The sequence below is a fragment of the Zhihengliuella flava genome, assembly GCF_015751895.1.
Taxonomy (GTDB): Bacteria; Actinomycetota; Actinomycetes; order Actinomycetales; family Micrococcaceae; genus Zhihengliuella; species Zhihengliuella flava.
The window spans coordinates 255124-275177 of the sequence record NZ_JADOTZ010000001.1 but is presented as its reverse complement, the minus strand read 5'-3'; the positions used below and the strand labels follow the sequence as shown (position 1 = coordinate 275177).

Sequence of the window (20054 nt, the reverse complement as noted above, 5' to 3'; positions counted from 1 at the left end):
ATCCTAGCCGCGGCATGGATCGCCCGATGCGTGGCTCACGGCCTCGGTAGATAAGCTGGGGGAGTGTCTACTGAATTGACCCTCATCATTGTCATCGCCGCCGTCGTGCTGCTCGGTGCCGTGGTCGGCATCGCGGCGCTACTGCGCGGGAAAAAGACCAAGCCCGGCACCTACACCACCACGCGCGACGCCGACGATCCGGCCCCGACCGGTCCGGCGCCGGCGGGCACCGACGACGGAGTCACCACCGAGGATGAACGTGCTGCGGCCGACGCCGAGGCGTCGGTTGGCCCCGCCTCGTCCGCCGTGCTCGAAACGCCAGCTCCTGCGGCGGGTCGCCTAGCCCGTTTGCGCGCCCGGCTCGTCAAGTCGAACAACGCGCTCGGCAAGGGGTTGCTGGCGCTGCTGAGCCAAGACAAGATTGACGACGACGTCTGGGACGAGATCGAGGAAACTCTCCTCCTCGCCGACCTCGGCGCCGAGGCGACGAGCGAACTCGTGGATCGACTGCGCGAGCGCGTCACGGTGGAGGGGCTGCGCGACGCCGGCGCCGTGCGGTCCATGTTGCGGGAGGAACTGACACTCCTCATTGACCCCACGGTGGATCGGAGCGTTGCGTCCGAGCGCCGGGAGGACCGGCCGGCCGTCGTCATGGTGGTCGGGGTCAACGGCGTCGGGAAAACCACCACCATCGGCAAGATGGCCCGCGTGTTCGTTGCAGAGGACAAGGACGTGCTCCTCGGTGCGGCGGACACCTTCCGCGCCGCGGCGGCCGAACAATTGGCCACCTGGGGAAGCCGCGTAGGTGTGCCGACCGTCCGCAGTTTCGAGGACGGGGCGGACCCCGCCTCGGTGGCCTACGAGGCCGTGAAGTCCGGTATCGAAGGGGAGGTCGACGTGGTGATGGTCGACACCGCCGGTCGACTGCAGAACAAGGTCGGGCTCATGGACGAGCTCGGCAAGATTAAGCGCGTCATCGAGAAACAGGCTCAGGTCGACGAAGTACTGCTCGTGCTGGATGCCACGACCGGCCAAAACGGGCTCAACCAGGCCAAGGTGTTTTCCGAGGCCGTGAACGTGACCGGCATTGTGTTGACCAAGCTGGATGGGACGGCCAAGGGCGGGATCGTGGTGGCGATTCAGCGTCAACTTGGGGTGCCCGTCAAACTGGTTGGTCTGGGCGAAGGCGCCGATGACCTGGCACCCTTCGAGGTGAACGACTTCGTCGACGCCTTGCTCGACGGCTAGCCCCCCACGGTGTCGAGCATGACTGAGAGGAAGAGGTAACTACCGCGCAAGAGAGCGCGAAACACTGCCGTTACGTGGCGGCCACGTTTCTTTTACGTGGCCGCCCTTCCTGTAATCACCAAGAAACGAGAGGGCGAGCGCGGCGAAACACGGCTCCTGTTGTGTAGAGGTCGAAGGCGAGGCATCGCCTGCACCTTGATCAAACACAGGAGGACGGACATGGAACTGACGGCAGTTCACGTCTGGATGATGGTCTGCGCGGCACTCGTGCTGCTCATGACGCCGGCACTGGCATTCTTCTACGGCGGCATGACGCGCGCCAAGGGTGTCCTGAACATGATGATGATGAGCTTCACCGCCCTCGGCCTGACGGCCGTGGTGTGGGTGCTCTGGGGGCATTCCATGGGAGGCGGCGGCGACAGCGTCGGCGGACTTTTTGGAAATCCCTTCACCCAGTTTGGGATGTCCTCGATCATCGGAACTGAGGATCTGATCGGCGCCGGCTTCGGCGCGACCTTCGCCATCATCACGGTGGCCCTGATTTCCGGCGCCATCGCTGACCGGGCGAAGTTCACCGCGTGGGTAGTCTTCGTGCCCATCTGGGTAACGTTGGTCTACGCGCCCGTGGCTTACTGGGTTTGGGGCGGCGGCTTGCTCTCGGAGGATGGAGCCATTGGCAGCTGGGCCGGCGAGGCGATCGACTACGCCGGCGGCACGGTGGTTCACATCAACGCGGGTGTCGCCGCGCTCGTCTTGGCGCTCATCATTGGTCAGCGCAAGGGCTTCGGGCGTGACCCGGGGCAGCGCCCGCACAACATCCCCTTCGTCATGCTGGGTGCCGCTCTCCTCTGGTTTGGCTGGTTCGGCTTCAACGGCGGTGCAGCTTCTGATCCCGCCGAAGCGGGCTTGATCTGGATCAACACCATGGTCGCCCCGGCGGCCGCCATGATGGCCTGGATCGCGACGGAGCGCATTCGCGACGGCAAACCGACGTCGCTGGGTGCCGCGTCGGGCGTCGTCGCCGGCTTGGTGGCCATCACGCCAGCCTGCGCGAATGTCTCCCCGGTCGGTGCCATCGGTCTGGGAATTGTTGCCGGCGTTGCTTCCGCCCTCGCCGTCGGACTGAAGTACAAGTGGGGCTATGACGATTCGCTCGACGTCGTCGGCGTCCACTTGGTCTCTGGCCTGATCGGCACCCTGGCTCTCGGCTTTATCGCCCTCGATACCGGCCTGTTCTATGGTGGCGGCCTCGCCCAGCTGTGGGCACAGATTGTGGCGGCGGTCGTGGCGATGGCCTACACGGGTATCGTGACCCTCATCATCGGCCTAGCGATTCACAAGACGATCGGGTTCCGCATCAGCTCCGACGATGAGCAGGGCGGCGTGGACTACGCAGAACACGCCGAGACGGCTTACGAGTTCGGCGGTCTGGGCACCAAGTCTTCCGGTTTCGTGCCGCACCCGGCCACGTCCGGCCATCTGAATCTCAGCAAGAAAGAGGCAGCAGTATGAAACTCGTGACCGCTATCGTTCGCCCCGACAAGCTGGACGCCATTCGCGGCGCTCTGGAGAGCTACGGGGTTCAGGGGCTGACCGTTTCGGAGGCCAGCGGCTACGGCCGTCAGCGCGGCCACACCGAGGTCTATCGCGGCGCCGAGTACACCGTTGACTTGCTGCCGAAGGCGCGGGTCGAGGTCCTGGTGTCCGATGAATGGGCCAGCGACATCGTCGACGTCCTCGTCGCCACTGCCAATACCGGCCGCGCCGGCGACGGCAAGGTCTGGGTGGTCACCGTGGAAGAGGCCGTGCGGGTCCGCACGGGCGAGCGCGGTGATGCGGCGCTCTAGGCGCCTCGCGTCGCTAGGGAGACCGACGGCGGCTGGTGACCTCACCCGGTGAGGTCACCAGCCGCCGTCGTTTCTGGTGTCTACGGGCCGTCCGGCCTCGCTGCCGCGGTACGTCAGACGCGGCGGTTCTTGCTTGATAGGCTGGGTGGTTGAATCCGGCGGGTGACCCGCCACCGACAGCACTTTCACGAAGGAAGTTCCGGCTCACGTGTTTAATTCGCTTTCCGACCGCCTGACAGCCACCTTCAAAAACCTGCGTGGCAAGGGCCGCCTGACCGAGGCGGATATCGACGGTACCGTCCGTGAGATTCGGCGCGCGCTGCTCGATGCCGACGTCGCGGTGCCCGTGGTTCGCTCGTTTGTCTCTCACGTCAAGGAGCGGGCTCTGGGGCTCGAGGTGTCTCAGGCGCTGAACCCCGGCCAGCAGGTCGTGAAAATCGTCAATGACCAGCTGGTGGAGATCCTCGGCGGGCAAACGCGGCGGCTCAACTTGGCGAAGAACCCGCCCACCGTCATCATGCTGGCAGGCCTGCAGGGTGCCGGTAAGACGACGCTCGCCGGCAAGCTGGCCAAGTACCTGAAGTCGGAGGGGCACACGCCGCTGCTCGTGGCCTGTGACTTGCAGCGCCCGAACGCGGTGAAGCAGCTGCAGATTAACGGCGAGCGGGCCGGCGTGCCGGTCTACGCGCCACACCCGGGCGTTTCGAGCGAATTCGACGAGGTCACCGGTGATCCGGTGGTGGTGGCCCGTAATGGTGTGTCCGAGGCCCGGCAGAAGCAGCACGACGTCGTGATCGTCGATACCGCAGGCCGACTCGGCGTCGACGCGGAAATGATGGAACAGGCTGCGAACATTCGTTCGGCCATCAACCCCCACGAAGTGTTGTTCGTGATCGACGCCATGATCGGTCAGGACGCCGTGAATACGGCCCAGGCTTTCAACGAGGGTGTGGACTTCACCGGCGTCGTCCTCTCCAAGCTCGACGGCGACGCGCGCGGCGGTGCCGCGCTGTCCGTGACGCACGTGACGGGCAAGCCGGTGATGTATGCCTCCACTGGCGAGACGCTCGACGATTTCGAGGTCTTCCACCCGGATCGCATGGCTAGCCGCATTCTGGAGATGGGGGACATCCTCACCCTGATCGAGCAAGCGGAGAAGTCCTGGGATAAGGGCGAGGCCGAGCGGATGGCGAAGAAGTTCACCGATCAGGAGGACTTCACCCTCGACGACTTCTTGGCCCAGATGCAGCAGATCCGCAAGATGGGCTCGATGAAAAAGATGCTGGCGATGATGCCCGGAGCGGCCATTTCCAAGCAGCAGCTGGAGCAGTTCGACGAGCGGCAGATCGACCGCATCGAAGCCATCGTCCGGTCCATGACCCCGCACGAGCGGGTTGCTCCGCGGATTCTCAACGGGTCCCGGCGTGCGCGCATTGCCCGCGGTTCTGGCGTGCACGTCTCAGAGGTCAACCAGCTCATGGAGCGGTTCGGCCAAGCCCAGAAGATGATGAAGAAAATGGCCTCTCAGGGCGGGATGCCCGGAATGCCCGGCGGCGGCAAGCCCAAGAAGAAGCAGGGTGGCAAGTCGAAGAAGAAGCAGAAGTACGGCAATCCTGCGAAGGCGGCCCAGGCCGCGCAGGGGCAGCTGGCTAAGGAGCAGAAGCCCACAGGGGCGGCGTTCGGCCAAGCTTCCCAGGACTTCGATCCCGCGTCCCTTCCTAAGGGTTTCGATAAGTTCCTGCGCTGACCCGCCGTCGTGCCGCGCGGCACGTTCTGTACGTTCGCATCAGCCTCCCACGTCTGACATACTAGGGAGGTACTTGATCCGCGCGGCCCCTCTCACCGCGTGTGCATCTCGTCCTTAGGGTGCTGTGAGTACGTGCTGTCCCCACGGTGCGGAAACCTGCTGCCCGCCCCTTAATGAAACAGGAGTGACCACAACAGTGGCCGTTAAGATTCGTCTGAAGCGCTTCGGTAAGATGCGCGCCCCGTACTACCGCATCGTCGTCATGGACTCGCGCTCCAAGCGCGATGGCCGTGCCATCGAGGAGATCGGCAAGTACCACCCGATCGAGGAGCCTTCGTTCATCGAGGTCAACTCGGAGCGTGCCCAGCACTGGCTGTCCGTCGGCGCTCAGCCGACCGAGCAGGTTGCCGCGATCTTGAAGATCACCGGTGATTGGCAGAAGTTCAAGGGCATCGAGGGCCAGGAAGGCACCCTCAAGACCAAGGCTGAGAAGGAAGCTTACGTGGCTCCGGACAAGGGCTCGGTCGTGCTGCCCGAGGCCGTGACTCCGAAGGCCAACAAGGCCGAGGCGGAGGAGGCTCCGGCCGAGGAGTCCGCAGAGGCTGAGTCCACCGAGGCTGAGTAATGATGCTTGCTGAAGCCCTCGATCATCTGGTGCGTGGCATCGTCGATTCTCCAGACGATGTCCGGGTGGAACTCAGTGAGAACCGCCGCGGGGACCTACTCGAGGTTCGCGTTCACCCCGATGATTTGGGCCGTGTCATCGGTCGCCAAGGGCGCACGGCGAAGTCGCTGCGCACCGTGGTCGCCGCCCTCGCTGGCGGTCAGCCGACGCGCGTCGACGTCGTCGACACGGACCGGCGCTGACACGGGCTCAGGTGAGGCGCATGCGCCTCACCTGAGCCTCAGCCCTCCCGCATCGTGACGTATGGGTCCCGTGCCATCCCGGCGCGGGGCCCATTCGTCTGTCACCACTAGACTGATACCGGCTGAAGCATCGACGGCCAGTGCATAACCCAAGGAGACGACATGCGCCTGCAGGTGGCACGCATCGGCAAGCCCCACGGAATTCGGGGAGAAGTCACCGTTCAAGTGATGACCGATGCGCCCGAGGAACGCTTCGTTCCCGGTCAAGTTCTTGACGTTGAACCCTCGTCACGGGGCCCCCTGACCGTGGCGAGGTCCCGGTGGAACAAGAACATTTTGCTGCTCGCGTTCGAGGAGGTCAGGGACCGCAATACGGCCGAGGCCTTGCGCGGTTCCCAACTGTTCATCGACTCCGATGACACGGAGATGACTGATGCTGGAGACGAGTGGTACGCCCATGAGCTCGTCGGCTTGACCGCACTCGTCGGCGGTCGCCCCGTCGGGCACGTCGTCGCACTACAACAGGGCGAAGCCCAGGATCTGCTAGAAATCGAATTGAACGACGGCGCCACCGCGCTGGTTCCCTTCGTGGAAGAGATTGTTCCCGAGGTGGACCTCGAAGAACAGGTCGTCCTGCTCACGCCCCCGCCGGGCCTGCTTGAGCTCAACGCACCGGAGGCTGACGCTTAAGGTGCGCATCGACGTCGTCAGCATTTTTCCGGAGTATTTGGCCGCACTTGACCTATCCCTCATCGGGAAGGCGCGGCGTGAGGGCCTGCTCGAGCTCGCGGTACACGACCTGCGTGACTCCACGCACGACCGACATCGCACGGTCGATGACACCCCCTATGGCGGCGGGGCAGGCATGGTGATGAAACCACAGCCCTGGTCCGAAGCCCTGACGAACATCAGGTCTCAGTCGCCCGCGCCGCGTCCGCTGCTGGTGGTGCCCTCGCCGGCGGGCGCCGTCTTCACTCAAGCCATGGCCTATGAGCTCGCTGAGAAAGAGCATCTTGTCTTCGCGTGCGGTCGCTACGAGGGAATTGATGAGCGGGTCCTTGAGTGGGCCGCTGAACACTTTGAGGTCCGCCCCGTCAGCCTCGGCGACTACGTTCTCAATGGCGGGGAAGTGGCCGTCATGGCGATGGTCGAGGCCGTGGGTCGGCTCGTGCCCGGCGTCGTGGGTAATCCAGAGTCCCTCATTGAGGAGTCGCACTCGGACGGACTCCTCGAGTACCCGGTCTACACTAAACCCGCGGCTTGGGACGGACGGGACGTCCCCGAGGTCCTGCTCAGTGGCAATCACGCGCGCATCGCTCGCTGGCGTCGCGATGAGCAGTTGCGCCGGACCGCGGCGCGGCGTCCCGACTTGATCAGCGATCTGGCGATTGACGACTTGGACCCCGCAGACCTCGGCGTACTGAGCGTTTGCGGGTATCACACCGTCGACGGTCGCCTCGTGCGCGTGAACAACGCTCCAAGTGTGGAATAATAGGTGTTTGTGTCCGCTGGGTTTACCCCTGCCGCAGGGGGAGTGAGCTAACAGCGAGACGGCCGCGCGCCCAACACGCGCGCGGTGAAATCGCTTCGGTCAGCGCATTCCCCGGGAGGCCCGGGCCGCCTGACCGCAGACAAGGCGGGGGACCTGCGGCGCCCGCCTAGGGAGATGAGCTCAATGCATATCCTCGATTCTGTTAACGCAGCTTCGCTGCGTCACGATGTTCCCGACTTCCGTCCGGGCGACACCGTCAAGGTTCACGTGAACATCATCGAAGGCAAGAACACCCGTGTTCAGGTCTTCCAGGGCTACGTGATGGGCCGCCAGGGCCACGGCGTCAGCGAGACGTTCACCGTGCGTAAGGTGTCCTTCGGTGTGGGCGTGGAGCGTACCTTCCCGGTGCATTCCCCGGTCATCGAAAAGATTGAGGTCGCAGCCCGCGGTGACGTGCGCCGCGCCAAGCTGTACTACATGCGCGATCGCCACGGTAAGGCTGCCCGCATCAAGGAGAAGCGCGACTTCAACGGCGCCAAGTAAGGCCCGCCGCGAGTTGACGCGAGAATCCTCCGTTCCCGGCCCCGGCCGGGAACAGACCAAGCGCCGGTCCCGTTCTCGGGGCTGGCGCTTCGTCGTCCCCGCGCTGGCCATCGGGGCCGTCTTGGCAGTGCTGTTCCGCGCCACGCTTTTTGACGTGTTCTCCATTGGATCGGGTTCGATGGAACCCACCTTGACGGCTGGAGACCGCATCCTCGTGAACCGCCTGGCTGCCGACGAGATCCAGCACTCAGACGTGGTCGTTTTCGATGGAACGGGTACGCTGGCGCCCTACCGTAGCCCCGATCCGGTCCGGGACCTCCTGAAAGCGCTGCGGCTAACGGGTCACGACGAGTACTTCGTCAAGCGGGTCATCGGCCTCCCGGGAGACACCATCAGTTGCTGCACGGCCGATGGTGAACTCACGCGGAATGGTCGTATCCTCGAGGAGGAGTACGTCGCCGCCGACGGGCCGGCCAGCGACCTGGAATTTGAGGTCACCGTCCCCTCGGACCGCTTATGGCTGTTAGGGGATCACCGCAGCGCTTCGGCCGACTCGCGGGCGCTACTCGGCGCGCCGGGCGGGGGCATGATTCCGCTCGATCGGGTCGTCGGCAGGGTAGACAAGATCGTGTGGCCCCTCGACCGGGCCGGCGACATCGATGAAAACACGTCCCCGCACGTCCGTCAGTGACGTTCGAGGGACCCGCGGAAGGACGAATGTGACGCACGAAAGCACGGGCTCATCGCCCCGATCCCGGACGGGGCATGGACTGTGGACGTGGCTCAAGGAAATCGTGGTCATCATCGTGGCGGCGCTGGTGATCTCACTGATTGTCAAGACCTTCTTTTTCCGCGCCTTTTACATTCCGTCAGGTTCCATGGAACCGACGCTGGAAATTGACGACCGAATCTTTGTCAATCTCATGGTCCCCGGACCTTTTGACCTGCAGCGCGGCGACGTCGTCGTCTTCCGGGACGAACTCGGGTGGTTAGGTCCCCAGCCCGACGTCGATCTCAACCCCGTGCAGCAAACTCTCATGTTTGTGGGGCTAATGCCCGACCCAGCAAATCAGCACCTCGTCAAGCGGGTGATTGGGCTTCCCGGGGACACCGTGCGTTGTTGCGATGCCGAAGGTCGCGTGACCGTCAATGGCGTGGCCCTTGATGAGACGTATATCGCCGACGGCGCGGCGCCGAGTGATATTCCTTTCGAAGTTACGGTGCCGGACGGAAAACTATGGGTGCTCGGTGATCATCGCAATGCGTCCGCCGATTCGCGCTTTCATCAGGAGCGGGGTGAGGGTTTTATCGATCTCGACGACGTCGAGGGTACCGCTTCGGTCATTGTGTGGCCACTGGATCGCATCGGTGTCATCGATAGCCATGAGGAAGTCTTTGCACGTCTGGACGCGGGTGGCGCTCAGTGACCGTGCCGACGCTTGACGTTGAAATAGACCTCGCCCGCCGTTTTGGCCCCTGGGTGGCGGGCTGCGACGAGGTGGGGCGCGGAGCATTGGCGGGCCCGGTCAGCGTGGGCATGGTGCTGCTGCGGGCCACGGATGCGGCCGTGCTGGACGGCGTGCGGGATAGCAAATTAGTCTCGGCGTCCGCTCGGGCCGCACTGGCACCCGTCATCCAAGACTGGGCTGCTGGCTGGGGCGTAGGACACGCGACGGCAGCCGAGATCGACGAGTTCGGGATCCTGCCGGCCACGGGCATGGCGGGACGGCGGGCCCTGATCGACGCTCAGGATCGCGCCGGTGCGTCCGCCGATAGTGTGCTGCTGGACGGTAACTTCGACTGGCTGACGCCGCGTGATCAGGGCAGTCTCTTTGAGGCCCTGGAGCCGTCCGGAGAGTCTCCCGTCCCACCCGTGGTTACGCGCATCAAGGCGGACTTATCCTGCGTGAGCGTGGCGGCGGCGTCCATCCTGGCGAAGGTGGAACGGGATGAGTTGTTGTCGAGCTATCACGATGCCGAGCCGCATTTCGGCTGGGTCGACAACAAAGGGTATGGAACGGCGGCCCATCGCGCGGCGATTGCCGCACACGGCCCCAGCGAGAAGCACCGCCGTTCGTGGCGCCTGACGTGATCGCCGGGCTCGGTGAGCGGTCGGGCACAATAGACGTCTACCGGGAGGAAAGATGAGCGCAGAAGATCTCGAAAACTATGAGACCGACATGGAACTCCAGCTCTATCGCGAGTACCGCGACGTCGTCCACCTGTTCAACTACGTCGTGGAGACCGAACGTCGGTTCTATCTCGCCAATCAGGTGGACGTCACGCCACGTTCCTCAGACGGCGAGGTTTATTTCGACGTCACGCTCCAGGACGCGTGGGTGTGGGATGTCTACCGCACCGCTCGCTTTGTGCGGCAAGTTCGGGTCATCACGTTCAAAGATGTCAACGTCGAAGAACTGGCGAAGACCGATGATCTGACGGTTGAGAAGGCCACGGGTATGGATGGTGCTTAGGGCCCACTCGCCGTCCACAACCGCTCAAGCCTGACGAAGCGTCCACAGGGCCCCTGGATTCACTCCCGGGGCCCTTTCTCTGCCCACAGACTGGGGTGGGAGGTACAACATGGGACACAACCAGCGGGTTGGAGCGTGGGGCGAGGCAGTCGCCGCCGAATTTCTCGAGGCACAGGGCTACGTCATCGTCGCGCGTAACTGGCGCAGCACCGTCGGTGAAATAGATCTTGTGGCGGTCCGTGACGCGGTGTACGTCATTGTCGAGGTCAAGACGCGAACTAGTCGATGGTGTGGGTCAGCAGCCGAGGCCGTGACGCGCCCCAAGCGCCACCGACTCAGCTCGCTCGCGTGGGAGTGGTATCGAGCCCACGGGCAGCCCGGGAAGCGATGCCAAGTTGATGTCATCGCCGTTGAGGGCGACGCCAACTCCTACACGGTGGAGCACTTTGAGGGGATAGCGGCATGAGCGTCGCGCGGCTCGGGCGTAGCCGAGGTATAGCGCTCACGGGCGTCACGGGGCACGTCGTTGATGTCGAGGCAGACATCGGTGGCGGTTTGCCAAACTTCATCCTGCTTGGCCTTCCAGACGCTTCCTTGGCGGAGGCACGTGACCGCATCCGGTCTGCGGCTCGCAACACCGGAATTCCTCTGTCCCCGCGGCGGATCACCGTCAATCTGCAGCCCGCGACCCTACCTAAGCGGGGCTCGATTCTCGATCTAGCGATCATGCTGGCCACGCTTGCGGCCGAAGGCCTCATCGAGTCAAAGAATCAGGTCGTGTGTCTCGGCGAGCTTGGACTCGACGGCTCGCTGCGTCCTGTTCCTGGTGTCTTGCCAGCAGTCCTTGCGGGCCTGCAGGCCGGCTTCCACCAGTTTGTGGTGCCGGAGGACAACGTCGCTGAGGCGCGGCTCGTCCCGGGGGCGGAGGTTCGGTCGTACCGGCACCTCGCCGATGTGGTCGAGGAGCGGCTGGTCGACCCCGCGTTAGCTCGCTCGCTTCGGCGTTCCACCGGGGGTTCCTCGGATGCGCCGGAGGCCGCGCCCCGCAGTGAACCTGTGCCCGCCGCCCGGACAGCGGGCGACTTCGCTGATATTCGAGGACAGCAGCTAGCCCGATTCGCGGTTGAGGTCGCGGCGGCGGGCCGGCATCATCTGCTGCTTCGCGGAGAGCCTGGTGCCGGCAAGACGATGCTCGCCGAACGCTTACCAACGATTCTTCCGCGACTCTCCGACCAGGAAGCGATGGAGACAACGGCCATTCACTCAGTGGATGGTAGCGCGCGCGTCACTGAGCTTCTGCGGACTCCACCCCTCGTGGCGCCGCACCATACGGCCACCATGTCAGCGCTGGTCGGTGGAGGTAGTGGCCTACCTCGGCCAGGAGCCGCGAGTCGCGCCCACCACGGTGTACTCTTTCTCGACGAAGCCCCTGAGTTCCGCTCCGGCGTGCTGGATGCCTTGCGTCAGCCGCTCGAATCGGGCGAGATCTCGATTCATCGTTCATCTGGAGCCGCGCGGTTCCCGGCACAGTTTCAACTTCTTCTCTCTGCCAATATGTGCCCGTGCGGCCGGAGCGCGGCAGGTGTCACGGATTGTGACTGCACCCCCATGGCGCGGCGTCGCTATTTCGGCCGACTCTCGGGGCCACTACTGGACCGCGTCGATATTCAGATTCCAGTGCGACGCGTGCCGGCGTCGGAACTGATGTCAGCGGAGGCGGGCGAAAGTAGCCGGGAGATTGCGCATCGCGTGGCCACGGCTCGTCAGCAGCAGTTGGATCGGCTCACGGGGTTCGGTTGCCGGACCAACGCTGAGGTCCCGGGGCGCTTGTTGCGCGGGCCGCTCGCCCCGGCGGCCCCAGCGGTATCCAGCGTGGAACAGGCGGTCCAACGAGGCTGGTTGAGTGCCCGAGGCTATGACCGGGTCCTGCGACTCGCCTGGACGGTGGCTGATCTCGCGGGTGCGGGTGCCCCGACACGGGAACATGTGGACATCGCCCTGAATCTGCGCAAAAGCGAAGGGGAGTAGTGCTCATGGAACAGGAGAATCAACGGCTAGCGCGTGCTGCGCTGACCCGACTCATTGAGCCCGGAGATCTTTTGGGGGCTGCCCTGGTTGACGTTACTGGTCCGGAAGAAGCCTTGGAGCTGATGTGCGATGACTCGAGGAAACCCACCGCTGCGCTTCAGCAGTCCGTCTCCGACCGACTCGGCGATGCGGCCACCACACGCCGTGAAGTGCGTCTTGAAACAGGTTTTCAACGGTGGCGGACGCGGGTCCCTGACCTCGCCCCACAGCGCGACCTCGACACGCTCCGACGCGTCGGCGGTGGATTCTTGGGCCCCGAGGACCCCGACTGGCCCGAGGCCGTCAATGGGCTGGATTTGGCGCGACCGCTCGGCCTCTGGTGGCGAGGCCAGGTCTCGCCGGCCGTCGGATTGGCGAGGCCGCGAGTGGCGGTCGTGGGGAGCAGAGATGCCAGCGAGTATGGCATCCGCGCAACGCATGAACTCATTGCTCCCCTCATGGAGCGCGATTGTCAGATCGTCTCCGGAGGGGCCTACGGTATTGATGCCGCTGCCCATCGGGCGGCCTTGGGTGCCACGGCACGTGGAGAGGCGCCGGGGGTGCGCGGGGCACCGACGATTGCCATGATGGCCGGCGGCTTGGATCGTTTCTACCCGGCTGGCAACGAATCGTTGCTCCGGGAGGTCGCGCGAACGGGACTCTTACTGTCGGAGGTTCCGCCCGGATCGTCCCCGACGAGGTGGCGTTTCCTGCAGAGAAACCGTGTCATTGCGGCCCTGAGCACGCTGACCGTGGTGGTCGAGGCGCGGTGGCGGTCGGGAGCACTGGCCACGGCCCGGCGGGCTGCCGAACTGGGGCGGACCGTCGCGGCAGTGCCGGGATCAATTTTTTCAGCCAATTCGGCGGGCTGTCACCGGCTCATGCACGAGGTGGGTGCCCTGCCCGTCGTCTCCGGTGGCGATCTCTTAGAGCTGTTGTCTCTCGAACATTCCCATGTCTCAACGCCCCATGGGGGAATGTCAGGACGTCAGTACGACGATCTGGATGTGCCCGACCGGCTCCTCTTCGACGCCTTGCCGCTGCGGCAACTGACGACTGTCGATCAACTCTGTCGTGTGGCCGGTCTCAGTTTGGGGGCCGTCCTGAGCGGCCTGTCGCGTCTGAGGGCGTGTGGGCTGGCGACTGAAGCGGACGGCCAGTGGCGACGGTCCGCGGCGAAGTAGAGCGTCCAGGCCGGTGATGATCGATTCGGCGCGCCCCCGCTGCCGTGTCAGAATCCTGCGGCAGGCTTGGAAGCATGAGCAACAGTCTGGCTCCGGATTCAAGCGCGGCATCGCAGCCATGGTGGAAATCCACCGTGGAGGAATTTGTGCGCCACGAAAGCTTGGAGAAAGGACGCAGCGAGAACACGGTACGCGCCTACCGGCAGGACGTGGAATCGATGTTTCTTTGCGTTGACCGTCAGGGTGCGCGTGCGCTGTCCGACGTGGGCCTGGAGCACCTGCGCCAGTGGTTGGGGCAACAACACGAGGAAGGACTGGCGAGCAGCACGCTTGCACGCCGGGCGGCAGCAGTCCGTACTTTTTTTGCGTGGTGTCAACGGAGGGGACACCTGAATCAGAACGCCTCCGTGCGGCTCCAGTCGCCACGAACGGTCCGAAAGCTGCCTGGCGTTCTCCAACGACAACAAGTGGAACGATTACTCAGTGCATCCGAGGGCTCGCCAACAGCCCCCGAGGACCCACAGGCGGGCGGTATGGCGACTGCACGTCGGCTACGAGATCGAGCGATGCTTGAAGTGCTCTATGCAACGGGCCTTCGCGTCAGCGAGCTGGTCGGGCTCGATGTGGCAGACGTCAATCGTGAGCGTCAGTGCCTGCTCGTGACAGGAAAGGGCAACAAAGAGCGCATCGTACCCTTGGGCAGGCCAGCTTTGAAGGCGCTCGATAGCTGGTTGACGTGCGGACGCTCGGTCATCGTGGAAACCGCTCTTGAGAGGGGACGTCGGCCAGATCACCGCGCCATTTTTCTGGGCACGCGTGGTGGTCGCATCGATCAGCGACAGGTGCGTAGTATCGTCGCCGAGGCCTTGCGCGCCCTCGGTGATACCTCGGCCTCTGGTCCGCACGCTCTGAGGCACACGGCAGCGACGCACCTGCTGGATGGGGGTGCAGACTTGCGCGCGGTTCAAGAATTTCTTGGACACGCGTCGCTGCAAACAACGCAGTTGTATACGCACGTCTCCATCGAGAGGCTTCGCCACAACTATCAGCAAGCGCACCCCCGAGCTTAGGGGCCAGCAGCACATCGTGGGTGGCAGTACTGGCGTAAAGGTTCATGTTGAGGCAGAATGTTGCCCGGGCGTACAGCTCATGAACCACCAGAAGAGTCGTCGGTCGTAGGGGAAGACGTACCAACGGCAACTGGAGGAAGGCATGTCTGCACCCACAACTCGGGGCGTACTCTACGTACACTCAGCCCCGACTGCGTTGTGCCCGCATATCGAGTGGGCTATTGGCTCCGTTGTTGACCAGCGCACGGACCTGAGCTGGACTGCCCAACCGGCTGCTCCAGGAATGTACCGGTCCCACATTGAATGGATTGGTCCCCAAGGCACGGGAGCACGCCTTGCCTCCGCCCTGCGCGGCTGGGCACACCTTCGTTTTGAAGTGACGGAGGACCCAAGCACTGGCGTTGATGGGAGCCGCTGGTCTCATACGCCAGAGCTGGGCATTTTCCACGCGACGACGGACGCGTCCGGCAACATCGTGGTGGGTGAAGACCGGATTCGATACGCATACGAGCAGGGCCACGGAAATCCTGCCGCCGTCTACCATGAGCTATCTCTCGCCCTCGGTGAGGCGTGGGACGAGGAACTCGAGCCCTTCCGGCACGCTTCAGAGGGCGCTCCCGTACGTTGGTTGCATCAGGTTGGATAATCGACAAAGCCACTAGGCGCCACCTCCACCAGTCGCCGGATCTACGGGGAATGGGCGATACTCGTAGTTGCGCAAGTCGTCGTGACCTAGTTGGCTTGACCAGTGACCGAACTTGATTTTGTCTCGATTGACGCCTCGTCAAATATCCCGCCGTACCTGCAATTGAAGACGTCCATCGCGGAAGCTATCCGTGATGGTGTGCTGGTCAGTGGTCAAAAGCTGCCCGCGGTTCGCGCCTTGGCCGGACAACTGGGTGTTGCCGTGAATACTGTGGCTCGGGTCTATAAAGAGCTCGAGTCTGACGGGCTGGTGGACACACTCGGTCGGGCAGGCACCCGTGTGGCACAGGCGACGGAAACCTTCGACGCGGAACTCACGCGCGCCGCTGAGGCCTACGCCGCCGTCGCACTTAAGTGGGCCCAGGGGCCTGACGAAGCCGCCGCCCGCCTCAGTGCGGCGATGGAACGGCTGCGCAGTCAGTAGGGTTCGCGTGCGATACACCGACAAGACAACGTTCGAATGAGTTTTCGATTAGGATGACCACGTGGCTATTGATCCTGTGACCCCCGGAGAACCGCTCGACCCCAATCGTTTGGTGGTCAAGGGCGCTCGCGAGCATAACCTGCGGAATGTTGACGTCGATCTTCCGCGTGATTCCCTCATTGTTTTCACCGGCCTCTCGGGGTCAGGTAAGTCATCGCTTGCGTTCGACACGATCTTTGCTGAGGGCCAGCGTCGCTACGTGGAGTCCCTGTCGGCGTACGCCAGAATGTTCTTGGGCCAGGTCGACAAGCCGGACGTCGACTTCATCGAAGGACTCTCGCCAGCCGTGTCCATCGATCAAAAGTCGACCAGCCGAAATCCACGGTCGACCGTCGGTACGATCACCGAGATCTACGACTACATGCGCTTGCTCTGGGCCCGCGTGGGTCAAATGTTCTGCCCCACGTGCGGCGAGCCAGTCATCAAGCAAACACCGCAGCAAATTGTGGATCAACTCTTGGACATGCCGGAGCGGACGCGGTTTCAGGTGTTGGCTCCCGTGGTGCGGGGGAGGAAAGGGGAGTTCGTTGACCTCTTTCAGGACCTCGCGGCCAAGGGATTCGCGCGGGCCATTGTCGATGGCGACGTCGTGCAGTTGTCCGATCCGCCCAAGTTGGAAAAGCAGGTCAAGCACACGATTGACGTCGTGGTGGACCGTTTGGTCATCAAAGACGGCGTTCGCCAACGGTTGACAGACTCCATTGAGACGGCGTTGTCCATTGCAGACGGTCGAGTCGTGGCCGACTTCGTCGACCTCGAGGCCGATGATGACGATCGTCGTCGCCCGTACTCGGAGAACCTCGCCTGTCCCAATGAACATCCTTTGGCCCTCGACGAGATCGAGCCACGATCTTTTTCCTTCAATAATCCGTTCGGTGCATGCCAAGCGTGCTCAGGTATCGGTAGCCGGCTGGAAGTGGACGAGCAGCTGGTGGTCCCGGATGGTGCACTGAGCATCCGGGAAGGTGCCATTGCTCCGTGGTCCTTAGGCAAAGCGACGACCGAGTACTGGAATCGACTCATCGAAGGGCTCGGTCAGGACCTCGAGTTCAGTCTGGATGAGCCGTGGGATCGATTGCCAAAATCGGTCCGCAAGTCGATTCTGCACGGCAAGGATCACAAGGTCGTGGTTCAGTACCGCAATAGGTTCGGGCGTGAGCGAAAATACAGCACCGGCTTCGAAGGTGTCGTGCCATATATCCATCGCAAGCACGTGGAGACGGAGTCTGACCACGCGCGTGACCGGTACGAGCAGTACATGCGTCAAACACCGTGCCCAGAGTGCGACGGCGCGCGACTGAATCCAGCGGCGTTGTCCGTGCATGTCGCTGGCCGGTCCATCGCGGACGTGTCACGTTTGCCGATGCGGGAAGCGGAGGCCTTCTTTCTCGGTCTGGAGCTCAGCAAGCGGGATCGGCAGATCGCCGAGCAAGTCCTGAAGGAAATTTGTGCCCGCCTCACGTTCCTCCTGGATGTGGGACTCGAGTACCTGAATCTGGAGCGCCCAGCTGCCACCTTGTCCGGCGGCGAAGCCCAGCGCATCCGGCTAGCCACGCAGATCGGTTCGGGCCTCGTTGGCGTGTTGTACGTCCTCGACGAGCCATCGATTGGCCTGCACCAGCGGGATAACCGGCGGCTGATTGAAACGTTGGTGCGATTGCGCGATCTTGGAAACACGCTGATCGTGGTCGAGCACGATGAGGATACTATCGCCGAGGCAGATTGGATCGTGGATATCGGTCCAGGCGCTGGCGAGCATGGCGGTCGCGTCGTGCATTCAGGTTCGTTAGAGGGCTTGCTCGCCAATCACGACTCGATGACTGGCGATTACCTCGCGGGACGGCGTGAATTGACGATTCCGACAGAGCGCCGCACCGTCGATCCCGAACGCCAACTGACCGTCGTCGGTGCGAAGGAAAATAACCTACAGAACGTCACGGTGGACTTCCCGCTCGGCGTCCTCAACGCCGTGACAGGCGTTTCGGGGTCCGGAAAGTCGACCTTGGTCAACGACATCCTGTACAAGGTGCTGGCCAATAAGCTCAATGGGGCCAAGCAGGTCGCCGGGCGTCACACCCGCGTGCTGGGCGTTGACCTGCTGGACAAAGTGATTCACGTTGACCAGAGTCCGATCGGGCGCACACCGCGGTCTAATCCCGCCACGTATACCGGTGTCTTTGATCGGGTACGAAAGCTCTTCGCTGAGACTAACGAAGCCAAGGTGCGGGGCTATCAAGCGGGCCGTTTTTCCTTCAACGTCAAGGGCGGACGGTGCGAGGCATGCTCCGGCGACGGAACGCTCAAGATTGAAATGAATTTCCTGCCGGACGTGTATGTGCCGTGTGAGGTCTGCGAGGGCGCGCGCTACAACCGCGAAACCTTGGAGGTCCATTACAAGGGCAAGAATATCGCCGAGGTGCTGGACTTGCCCATCGAGGAGGCCGCGGAATTCTTCGAAGCGTTCCCGCCCATAGCTCGGCACCTCAACACGTTGGTCGATGTGGGACTGGGATATGTGCGCCTAGGGCAGCCCGCTACGACCCTTTCGGGTGGTGAAGCTCAGCGCGTCAAGCTCGCTGCTGAACTTCAAAAACGCAGCAATGGCCGTGCGATTTACGTGCTTGATGAACCTACGACGGGCCTTCACTTCGAGGACATCCGCAAACTGTTGGGAGTGTTGCAAGGCCTCGTCTCCAAGGGAAACACCGTGATCACGATTGAGCACAACCTCGACGTCATCAAGTCCGCGGACTGGATTATTGACCTGGGACCGGAAGGCGGCTCCGGTGGTGGGCAAGTCATCGCGGAAGGTACACCTGAGCAGGTTGCGCAGGTCCGCGCAAGCCACACGGGTGCGTTTCTTGCCGAGATTCTGCCCCAACCGTCTATGCCGTGAGAGGTATGAACCCGACAGTCTGATGAATCACATGGCAGAATAACCCGGTGATGAAATCTGCCCCACCCCAGCGTGCTGTCTTGTTCGACCTCGATGGCACGTTGGTCGACCCACGCAATGCCATCACGTCCGGCCTCAGGTCTGCCTTGAGCAGCCATGGAGTCCTTGCACCATCAGATCACGAGCTGGAGGCCATGATTGGTCCTCCACTCGCTGAGAGCCTTCAGTCGGTCTCCGGGGTCACCGCGGAGAATCTCCCCTCGATTATTGAGGCCTATCGTCGGCAGTATCGCGCCACGGGCATGGCCTCGAGTGCCGTGTATCCCGGAATCGAAGAGTTGGTGACCGAGTTACGTCGTGACGGCGTGCTGATCGGCGTCGCGACGTCGAAACCAGAGCCCTTGGCCGTCGAATTGCTGACGGTGATGCAGATTCATGAGGCGTTCGACGTGGTGTGCGGGGCCACTGCTCGTGAGGATGGGCCGCATGAGGGAAAAGCGGCCATCATCGCCCGCGCCCTACAGCGGCTTGGAGACCCGCCGCTCGCGGTCATGGTGGGCGATCGCCATTTTGATGTCGAGGGAGCCCGCGCTCATGGCCTCGCGTGCGTCGGTGTCGAGTGGGGATATGCCAGGGCGGGCGAACTTGAGGCGGCTGGAGCGGCGTACCTCGCGACAGACGCAGTGGCGGCCCGGCGAGGGATTACGGAACTATTGGATGTGGCAGCGAAAGGAGAGTGCCGATGAGTGTTTTTGACTCCGTGCGATTCACCGTGTCGGCCTCTCTGAAGGCAACCTGCCGCCCCACCGTGACGGGGCTCGAGAACATTCCGGATGAAGGACCGTTCATTGTCGCGTCGAATCACTTGTCCTTTTTGGACAGCGTGATTATTCAGGCGCTTTTGCCGCGGCAGGTGGCGTTCTTTGCCAAGGCCGAGTACTTCACCACGCCCGGATTCAAAGGGCGCGTGATGAAGTCATTCTTTGAGTCGGTGGGGTCCATCCCTGTCGAACGCGGTGAACAGGCAGCTTCTGTTGCGGCGCTGGACCAGCTGGTCGAAATCCTTGATGCGGGCGGGGGCATCGGGATCTATCCAGAGGGCACGCGCTCACGCGACGGTAAGTTGTACCGTGGCCGCACCGGCGTCGGTTGGTTGGCCCTGAGCACGGGTGCGCCGGTGGTTCCCGTTGGCCTCAAAGGGACAGAGAAGCTGCAGCCGGCTGGGTCAAATCGGATTCGGCCGCGGCATTTCTCCTTGACGGTTGGCCCGCCGTTGCAGTTCGATCACGTGGGTCCCAAGCATCCGCTGCCAGCGCGTCGGCAAGCCACGGACGCCATTGTTGACGCGATCGCCGAACTCAGTGGACAAGAAAGAACTGACCACTACAACCAGGCGCCGTCGGGGGCCTGACACCGGCCAACGGAGGGAG

22 protein-coding genes are annotated in these 20054 nt (G+C 63.2%); all 22 read left to right on the top strand.

What is annotated here, in order from left to right; translation table 11 throughout:
- Window positions 1-63: 63 nt before the first annotated feature.
- Window positions 64-1248: a signal recognition particle-docking protein FtsY gene (ftsY, locus tag IW252_RS01390; RefSeq protein WP_196834935.1), complete on the top strand. Its 1185-nt coding sequence runs from the start codon at window positions 64-66 to the stop codon at window positions 1246-1248.
- 219 nt (window positions 1249-1467) lie between these two features.
- Window positions 1468-2760 carry an ammonium transporter gene (locus IW252_RS01385; RefSeq protein ID WP_196834934.1) on the top strand — a complete coding sequence of 431 codons (1293 nt, stop codon included), beginning with the start codon at window positions 1468-1470 and terminating at the stop codon, window positions 2758-2760.
- Window positions 2757-3095 (top strand): P-II family nitrogen regulator, encoded by a 339-nt coding sequence (locus tag IW252_RS01380; protein ID WP_196834933.1) that lies wholly within the window; start codon window positions 2757-2759, stop codon window positions 3093-3095. Before IW252_RS01385 ends, IW252_RS01380 begins: the two co-directional genes overlap by 4 nt.
- A 208-nt stretch (window positions 3096-3303) precedes the next feature.
- Window positions 3304-4842, top strand: coding sequence for a signal recognition particle protein (gene ffh, locus IW252_RS01375; RefSeq protein WP_196834932.1), 1539 nt, complete (start codon window positions 3304-3306; stop codon window positions 4840-4842).
- A 196-nt stretch (window positions 4843-5038) separates the two neighbouring features.
- Window positions 5039-5467, top strand: coding sequence for a 30S ribosomal protein S16 (gene rpsP, locus IW252_RS01370; RefSeq protein ID WP_196837034.1), 429 nt, complete (start codon window positions 5039-5041; stop codon window positions 5465-5467).
- Between the two features lie 2 nt (window positions 5468-5469).
- Window positions 5470-5709, top strand: a complete 240-nt coding sequence (locus tag IW252_RS01365; RefSeq protein WP_196837033.1) for an RNA-binding protein — start codon at window positions 5470-5472, stop codon at window positions 5707-5709.
- Window positions 5710-5871: 162 nt separating this feature from the next.
- Window positions 5872-6399, top strand: coding sequence for a ribosome maturation factor RimM (gene rimM / locus IW252_RS01360; RefSeq protein WP_196834931.1), 528 nt, complete (start codon window positions 5872-5874; stop codon window positions 6397-6399).
- Window position 6400: 1 nt separating this feature from the next.
- Window positions 6401-7201: a tRNA (guanosine(37)-N1)-methyltransferase TrmD gene (gene trmD / locus IW252_RS01355; RefSeq protein ID WP_196837032.1), complete on the top strand. Its 801-nt coding sequence runs from the start codon at window positions 6401-6403 to the stop codon at window positions 7199-7201.
- A gap of 183 nt (window positions 7202-7384) precedes the next feature.
- Window positions 7385-7744, top strand: coding sequence for a 50S ribosomal protein L19 (gene rplS, locus IW252_RS01350; RefSeq protein ID WP_196837031.1), 360 nt, complete (start codon window positions 7385-7387; stop codon window positions 7742-7744).
- A 13-nt stretch (window positions 7745-7757) separates the two neighbouring features.
- Window positions 7758-8435, top strand: coding sequence for a signal peptidase I (lepB, locus tag IW252_RS01345; protein ID WP_196834930.1), 678 nt, complete (start codon window positions 7758-7760; stop codon window positions 8433-8435).
- Between the two features lie 103 nt (window positions 8436-8538).
- The gene (lepB, locus tag IW252_RS01340) at window positions 8539-9171 is read left to right on the top strand and encodes a signal peptidase I (protein ID WP_331271391.1); all 633 of its coding nucleotides are present in this window, start codon (window positions 8539-8541) and stop codon (window positions 9169-9171) included.
- A gap of 2 nt (window positions 9172-9173) precedes the next feature.
- Window positions 9174-9836, top strand: a complete 663-nt coding sequence (locus IW252_RS01335) for a ribonuclease HII (RefSeq protein ID WP_331271390.1) — start codon at window positions 9174-9176, stop codon at window positions 9834-9836.
- A 52-nt stretch (window positions 9837-9888) separates the two neighbouring features.
- A complete protein-coding gene (locus IW252_RS01330) occupies window positions 9889-10218 on the top strand; it encodes a DUF2469 domain-containing protein (RefSeq protein WP_196834927.1) in 330 nt (109 codons plus the stop codon).
- 109 nt (window positions 10219-10327) lie between these two features.
- Window positions 10328-10684 carry a YraN family protein gene (locus tag IW252_RS01325; RefSeq protein ID WP_196834926.1) on the top strand — a complete coding sequence of 119 codons (357 nt, stop codon included), beginning with the start codon at window positions 10328-10330 and terminating at the stop codon, window positions 10682-10684.
- Complete coding sequence (locus IW252_RS01320) at window positions 10681-12246, top strand: YifB family Mg chelatase-like AAA ATPase (protein ID WP_196834925.1); 1566 nt, start codon at window positions 10681-10683, stop codon at window positions 12244-12246. The genes IW252_RS01325 and IW252_RS01320 overlap by 4 nt, the downstream gene beginning before the upstream one ends.
- A gap of 5 nt (window positions 12247-12251) precedes the next feature.
- Window positions 12252-13469, top strand: a complete 1218-nt coding sequence (locus IW252_RS01315) for a DNA-processing protein DprA (protein WP_196834924.1) — start codon at window positions 12252-12254, stop codon at window positions 13467-13469.
- A 74-nt stretch (window positions 13470-13543) separates the two neighbouring features.
- Window positions 13544-14539 (top strand): tyrosine recombinase XerC, encoded by a 996-nt coding sequence (locus IW252_RS01310; RefSeq protein WP_196834923.1) that lies wholly within the window; start codon window positions 13544-13546, stop codon window positions 14537-14539.
- A gap of 142 nt (window positions 14540-14681) precedes the next feature.
- Window positions 14682-15185, top strand: a complete 504-nt coding sequence (locus IW252_RS01305; RefSeq protein WP_196834922.1) for a DUF3145 domain-containing protein — start codon at window positions 14682-14684, stop codon at window positions 15183-15185.
- A gap of 102 nt (window positions 15186-15287) precedes the next feature.
- Window positions 15288-15668, top strand: a complete 381-nt coding sequence (locus IW252_RS01300; protein ID WP_196834921.1) for a GntR family transcriptional regulator — start codon at window positions 15288-15290, stop codon at window positions 15666-15668.
- A gap of 61 nt (window positions 15669-15729) precedes the next feature.
- Window positions 15730-18624, top strand: coding sequence for an excinuclease ABC subunit UvrA (gene uvrA / locus IW252_RS01295; protein ID WP_196834920.1), 2895 nt, complete (start codon window positions 15730-15732; stop codon window positions 18622-18624).
- 50 nt (window positions 18625-18674) lie between these two features.
- Entirely contained in the window at window positions 18675-19370 is a 696-nt protein-coding gene (locus IW252_RS01290) for an HAD hydrolase-like protein (RefSeq protein WP_196834919.1), read from the top strand.
- The gene (locus IW252_RS01285; protein ID WP_196834918.1) at window positions 19367-20035 is read left to right on the top strand and encodes a lysophospholipid acyltransferase family protein; all 669 of its coding nucleotides are present in this window, start codon (window positions 19367-19369) and stop codon (window positions 20033-20035) included. The genes IW252_RS01290 and IW252_RS01285 overlap by 4 nt, the downstream gene beginning before the upstream one ends.
- Window positions 20036-20054: the final 19 nt, after the last annotated feature.

What these genes read in the sequence shown, in the direction of transcription:
- IW252_RS01385 (WP_196834934.1), top strand. Translation starts at nt 1,468, where the DNA reads ATGGAACTGACGGCAGTTCACGTCTGGATGATGGTCTGCGCGGCACTC.
- IW252_RS01325 (WP_196834926.1), top strand. Translation starts at nt 10,328, where the DNA reads ATGGGACACAACCAGCGGGTTGGAGCGTGGGGCGAGGCAGTCGCCGCC.
- IW252_RS01380 (WP_196834933.1), top strand. Translation starts at nt 2,757, where the DNA reads ATGAAACTCGTGACCGCTATCGTTCGCCCCGACAAGCTGGACGCCATT.
- IW252_RS01290 (WP_196834919.1), top strand. Translation starts at nt 18,675, where the DNA reads ATGAAATCTGCCCCACCCCAGCGTGCTGTCTTGTTCGACCTCGATGGC.
- IW252_RS01330 (WP_196834927.1), top strand. Translation starts at nt 9,889, where the DNA reads ATGAGCGCAGAAGATCTCGAAAACTATGAGACCGACATGGAACTCCAG.
- IW252_RS01305 (WP_196834922.1), top strand. Translation starts at nt 14,682, where the DNA reads ATGTCTGCACCCACAACTCGGGGCGTACTCTACGTACACTCAGCCCCG.
- IW252_RS01285 (WP_196834918.1), top strand. Translation starts at nt 19,367, where the DNA reads ATGAGTGTTTTTGACTCCGTGCGATTCACCGTGTCGGCCTCTCTGAAG.
- IW252_RS01365 (WP_196837033.1), top strand. Translation starts at nt 5,470, where the DNA reads ATGCTTGCTGAAGCCCTCGATCATCTGGTGCGTGGCATCGTCGATTCT.
- IW252_RS01310 (WP_196834923.1), top strand. Translation starts at nt 13,544, where the DNA reads ATGAGCAACAGTCTGGCTCCGGATTCAAGCGCGGCATCGCAGCCATGG.
- IW252_RS01315 (WP_196834924.1), top strand. Translation starts at nt 12,252, where the DNA reads ATGGAACAGGAGAATCAACGGCTAGCGCGTGCTGCGCTGACCCGACTC.
- IW252_RS01320 (WP_196834925.1), top strand. Translation starts at nt 10,681, where the DNA reads ATGAGCGTCGCGCGGCTCGGGCGTAGCCGAGGTATAGCGCTCACGGGC.
- rplS (WP_196837031.1), top strand. Translation starts at nt 7,385, where the DNA reads ATGCATATCCTCGATTCTGTTAACGCAGCTTCGCTGCGTCACGATGTT.
- rimM (WP_196834931.1), top strand. Translation starts at nt 5,872, where the DNA reads ATGCGCCTGCAGGTGGCACGCATCGGCAAGCCCCACGGAATTCGGGGA.